This is a genomic window from Microcystis sp. LE19-84.1B (assembly GCF_027531875.1).
Lineage (GTDB): Bacteria > Cyanobacteriota > Cyanobacteriia > Cyanobacteriales > Microcystaceae > Microcystis > Microcystis panniformis.
The window spans coordinates 1-5,358 of sequence record NZ_JAPZSR010000396.1; the positions used below are offsets into that span (position 1 = coordinate 1).

The following is a 5,358-nucleotide window of genomic DNA, read 5'->3' on the forward strand; positions in this document are numbered from 1 at the left end:
ACAGTGGAAGGAATTAACAATAAACTGAAGGTGATTAAAAGGAGAGGCTATGGATTTAGAAACTTTAAAAACTTTAGTATTAGATGTTTATTAAATTGGCATTTTGCTAGTTGATTTTACATGGTAAGTTCGGAAGAACCAGAAAAATGGTATTAGCTTATCATCTCTTGCTTCCTAACCTCCGACTGGCTTAATTTTGCTCTTGCCAAAAATAATCGGCGGGTTTTTTGGTTTCTGCTGGTGATAATTGAGGAGCGTCTCCCAAGAAAACCGAGCGCTGGCTGACGCGATCGCCTAATCTTCTTTGGACTCGACTGGGAATACCGTAACCGTAGGCAATATGACCTTTTCCTGCTAGGACGATGATCTGATAGTCGGGATGAGCTTGCCAGAATTTAGCGATCGCATCGGCCATGGTTTCATCCCAGAGAACCTGTGCCAGAAAAAAGCGATCGAATCCCTGACTACTGCCCCCCGTGTGTTGCTCATAAACGGCTAAGATCTGTTGACGGTATTCCTCGTTATCCTGGTTTATTTCGCTTTTAGGGGGGATGTAGGTCATTTCTGAGGTGGAGAGGCTTTCTAAGCCCTCCCGTGCCACTTTTCTAGTGATTTCCGTGGGTGTATTTAGGGCGATAGCTGGTAGTTTTTTCGCCTTGGCCAAGCGCAGGATCGGGGCGTAAAATTCCCAATCAAATCCCCAACGTTGGTCGTATTCACTTTTTTCTCTCAACTGATTTTCGCTAATTTTGCCGGCTAAATACTGATCCAAATAGATTTGGTAAGGACGTTGAAACATCTCGAAAGCGATCGCTATTTGGGGATTATTGGCCTGTAAATACTCGATAATAGCTAATTGGGCCTGATGATCGGCTTGACTATCGTGCCTTTCTCCCAGATAAATAATCTCGGCTGTTTTTAAATCTGCCAGAATTTGTTTTTGGCTATTAGTAAAACTCCAGGCCCGGGGCAGCAAAATAAACAGTAAGCAGAGGGCAAGGATAACGGGAAAAAAGCGTCGGGAGAATTTCATCTTTTTAAAGGCCTTTTAAGAAACCTATCTTAACCGAAGCCAAGAAAAAAAGGGTGGACAATGCCCACCCGCAAAAATTTTCAGAGAACCTTTTTGGTTTAGTAGGTTTCTACGTGCCAGCGATGTTCTTTTTTCAGTTGTTTCTGATAGACAGACCAATCGGTGCCATTTTTAGCGGCGGCACCACTGATAGCATCGTCGATACCATCTTCCATCCCTTTCAGTCCGCACATATAAGCGTGGGTTTTGGGACTTTGGAGTAGATTCCAGATTTCGTCAGCGTGTTCGGCTACCCGGTGTTGAATATACATTCTGCCGCCCTGGGGATTTTGCTGTTCCCGACTGATGGCATAGGTGAGACGGAAGTTATCGGGGAATTCCGCCGCTATTTTCTCTAATTCTTCTTGGTAGAGAATATTGGCCGTTTTGGGAACTCCGAAAATCAACCAAGCTAGACCTTTGAATTTATAATCTTCGTGTTGTTCCTTGAACATCCGCCAGAGGAAAGCTCGGAAAGGAGCGATTCCCGTCCCAGTGGCCATCATAATGATAGTGGCATCTTCGTCATCCGGCAGCAGCATTTCCTTACCCACCGGACCAGTAATAGCCACATCATCACCCACCTCTACATTACAGAGATAGGTGGAACAAACTCCATAAACGGTTTCCTTGGTTTCTGGGTGTTGGTATTCTAACTGACGCACGCAGAGGGATACGGTTTTATCGTCTAATTTATCACCATGACGGGTGGAGGCGATCGAATAGAGTCTCAATTTATGAGGTTTGCCATTAGCATCGCTACCCGGGGGGATAATACCGATACTTTGCCCTTCTAAATAGCGTAAATCGCCCCCAGAAAGGTCAAAGGTGACGTGTTGTACGATGCCGATACCTCCCTCATCAACGAGAGCATAATTCTCGATACATTTGCCGATAAAGGGTTGATTCGGACGGTAGATGTTGACGGGGATATCTGTTTTTTCTTTCGCTTGAGTCATGGCCTTTTTCTTGGTCTGTTCGGGGACGGGCGATGATTGAGCGATTGGCTGTGGTGTGGAGGCACTAGAAACAGTTGCTACGGGGGCAATCCCATTGAAGGGTTTGATGCTGACGATACGACCACCTAAACGGGTAATCCGACGCATTTCTTGATTCATGCGACTGTAGGGAACCGTGAAAAACACGCTTCCACTCTGACGGATTGAATAATCCAAGTTGTCAGTATTGTCGTTTTGATTGAGACCCGCCACTTCGTAAACAAATAAACGGTTTCCCGCTAGTGTACTCGGACTGTACATTAAATATAACTCCCAACTCAAGTCACGATAATCGTTCCATAGTTTAGCCTACCATCGGTACACTACACCTAGGCCTAATTGAGAGTTATCTTAAAAAAACCACAGACATCGCTTCTATCCTTTTGGATAGGATAGGTCAAGTCTCTGGTTAAAATCTGTTACATTTGCAGCATTTTACTTTTTATTAAGATTTATGCTACTTTTTCCCATTTATGCTAAAAATCCCCCTGGTTGGCCTGATGAGGACAAGAGCGGGGGACAGATATTAGCAATAATTATTTTTTCAACTACTCGGCCGCAGCAGCGTTTAAGGGTTTAATGCTGACGATGCGAGCGCCTAAACGGGTAATCCGACGCATTTCTTGATTCATGCGGCTATAGGGAACGGTTAAAAAGACACTGCCACTCTTACGGATAGAATAATCTAGGTTATCAGTCTTGTCATTTTGACTCAAACCGACGACTTCATAGACAAAAAGGCGGTTTTCTTTGGCACTAGAGAGACTTTGCATCGAAATGGCTCCGACATTGATGTTATAGTTCTCTAGTTTAGCCTAGCAGGGAGACTAGCAATCTAGTTAATGGCCGATTTACAGCCGTTTATTCTATCATGACACTCGATCGCAATTGTCCACAGGCCGCATTGGCCGCCAAACCTCTCGAATAACGGACAATAACGGCGACTTTTTCCTGTTCTACAATAGTTTTAAAAGCTCTGATTCTTTTTTCATCAGGCCGTTGATAATCCACCTCCTGAATGGGATTAAGTGATCGCCGTTAATTGTTTGAAGATAAGTCGCAACACCACCACCTCGATCTAATGTAGTCGATTGATGTCGTGCTACTTATCATCCCTGATGATTTCTCGCAGGTCTTGCTCGAAGTGAATGTGGGTAATGTACACTCCTTTAGGGGTCTGTAAAGTGATAAACTCTACAAACAAAGAATCTTGTTCGTGCAGAAGTTTCAGGAAAAAACGTCTTAAGAATTTATTCTGGGGATAGATAAGTTCTTGCAGAAAAACACATTGTTTACAAGAACCAGTAGCTTGAGCGTATTGTTTGAGAAATTTTTTCATTTTCAAACGGAATTCCTCCCAGCCTTGTACTTCACTTCTAGCTTGTTCAGCTGATTGAAAAAAATCCTCATGATCCTTGGCGAATTTAATTCCGTTATCTACCCACACATCAACTGCACCACCAGTATTGCCCGCTAGATACAGTTCCAATCCTTGACGAACAGGCATGGGAAGTTGTGCCATCTCATCATCATCAATTATGATCGAGGTGGGTGTGGTTGATTCTTTGCTAACGAGTAGCGGTTGACTATAAGATATCCGAGGAAAACAATTAAAAACCGCTAAAGTTACTAAAGCTGCAATTGCTAATATTTTACTTTTCATGATCCTTACCCCCGAACTCGAAAAAATTACCAATAGTCGAGTTGTTGTGGCTGACAAATACTAAAATTTACTTCTCTGGAAAAATTCCGCAACAGGATGACCAAAACCGCTAGTTAAAGAAGCACACTTAACAGTTATTTGCCCTACTGTTGAGGTGTTACCCGATAACCATCCCGATCTTGATTAAATTTTACAATTATTAACAAACAACACGACTAAAACTCCTCTGTCACTCTGATTATAACAGAGAAAACTTATGATGGAGTAGTGAACAAATCAAGTTTATTTGACCATGACGCTCGCTCGCAATTGTCCACAGGCCGCATTGGCCGCTAAACCTCTCGAATAACGGACAGTAACGGCGACTTTTTCCTGTTCTACAATAGTTTTAAAAGCCTTAATTCTCTTTTCATCAGGCCGTTGATAATCCACCTCTTGAATAGGATTATAGGGGATTAAATTGACGTGAGATTGAAAACCTTTCACCAGTTTGGCTAATTCCGCCGCGTGTTCTGGTAAATCATTCACTCCCGCTAAAAGAATGTATTCAAATGTCACCCTTCGTCCCGTGATTTGAACGTATTCTTGACAGTCTTGGATGAGATTATTTAGGGGATAATGGTCGGCACTGGGGATTAATTTAGCTCGAACTTGTTGATTAGAAGCATGGAGACTAACGGCAAAAGTTACTTGTAAATTATGTTCCGCTAGTTGCTTGATTTTATGGGGTAATCCCACCGTAGAAATCGTTAAACAACGCTGACCGATACCCACATCTTGATTGAGGCAATGAATCGCTGTCACCACTTCGGGAATATTTAATAAAGGTTCCCCCATCCCCATAAACACCACATGACTCACTCGTTGCTGAAAATCCTCCTGTACTGTTAACACTTGGTCAACGATTTCATAGGCTTTTAAATTACGAGTAAACCCCCCTTTTCCCGTGGCACAAAAATCACAGGCCATCGGACAACCCACTTGGGAAGAAACACAGACTGTCAATCTTTTTTCACTAGGAATTCCCACCGCTTCGATAATTAAACCATCGGCCAGTTTTAGCAGATATTTACGAGTGCGATCGGGTGCCACACTGCGATAATGTATGAGGGAACGACCGATAGGATAATCCGACAGCTTGCTGCGCCATTCTTGGGGGAATACGGAAATATCCGCCAAAGAATGCACCCCTTTTTCGTATAGCCATTGGTGTAATTGTTTACCCCGATAAGCGGGTTGTCCCTGGTCTTTTACCCAGTCGGTCAGTTCCTCTAAAGATTTCGCCAGTAAAGTCATAATTATTATCGTTGATCACATTATCATTGTAATTGACATTTTTTCCCTTTGCTCCTTCTCTAGTCTTTGTTAGTCAATTAAATACTTAAAACTATAACTTAAGCAGGGGTGTTAAAAGTTTTCAGACACCCCCCTTATCAAGGGGGGCAGGGGGGATCCCCCCGCCTATCGGCACCCCCCTTATCAAGGGTAGGGCTGTTTCATTCTCCCATCAGAATATCAAAAGTAAAAGCGATCACTATCAGGTAAAATGAGAAGTGACCGCCAACTTTTGAAAGATATGTTGAGCTTAATAGAAAAACTAAAACAAGTCAAGGACTTTCGGAAAG

General features: G+C 43.0%; 6 protein-coding genes and 1 pseudogene. 1 reads left to right on the forward strand and 6 read right to left on the reverse strand.

Annotated features, from left to right (window positions below; all coding sequences use genetic code 11):
* The coding region (locus tag O9324_RS22195; RefSeq protein ID WP_287627140.1) for a transposase at positions 1-114 on the forward strand (114 nt) is incomplete at its 5' end.
* Between the two features lie 76 nt (positions 115-190).
* Here the strand turns inward: O9324_RS22195 and O9324_RS22200 are convergent.
* From O9324_RS22200 to rlmN, 6 genes and pseudogenes are all read right to left on the reverse strand, one after another.
* Positions 191-1,033, reverse strand: a complete 843-nt coding sequence (locus O9324_RS22200) for a ChaN family lipoprotein (protein WP_288141324.1) — start codon at positions 1,031-1,033, stop codon at positions 191-193.
* Positions 1,034-1,131: 98 nt separating this feature from the next.
* Entirely contained in the window at positions 1,132-2,331 is a 1,200-nt protein-coding gene (gene cpcD/petH / locus O9324_RS22205; protein WP_288141325.1) for a bifunctional rod-capping linker CpcD/ferredoxin--NADP reductase PetH, read from the reverse strand.
* A gap of 287 nt (positions 2,332-2,618) precedes the next feature.
* Complete coding sequence (cpcD, locus tag O9324_RS22210) at positions 2,619-2,843, reverse strand: rod-capping linker protein CpcD (protein ID WP_002772199.1); 225 nt, start codon at positions 2,841-2,843, stop codon at positions 2,619-2,621.
* Positions 2,844-2,931: 88 nt separating this feature from the next.
* A pseudogene (locus tag O9324_RS22215) lies at positions 2,932-3,096 on the reverse strand (dual-specificity RNA methyltransferase RlmN); the annotation flags it as partial.
* 76 nt (positions 3,097-3,172) lie between these two features.
* On the reverse strand, positions 3,173-3,733 hold the full coding sequence (locus tag O9324_RS22220) for a hypothetical protein (protein ID WP_002787380.1): 561 nt from the start codon (positions 3,731-3,733) through the stop codon (positions 3,173-3,175).
* A gap of 282 nt (positions 3,734-4,015) precedes the next feature.
* Positions 4,016-5,029, reverse strand: a complete 1,014-nt coding sequence (gene rlmN / locus O9324_RS22225; RefSeq protein ID WP_288141326.1) for a dual-specificity RNA methyltransferase RlmN — start codon at positions 5,027-5,029, stop codon at positions 4,016-4,018.
* Positions 5,030-5,358: the final 329 nt, after the last annotated feature.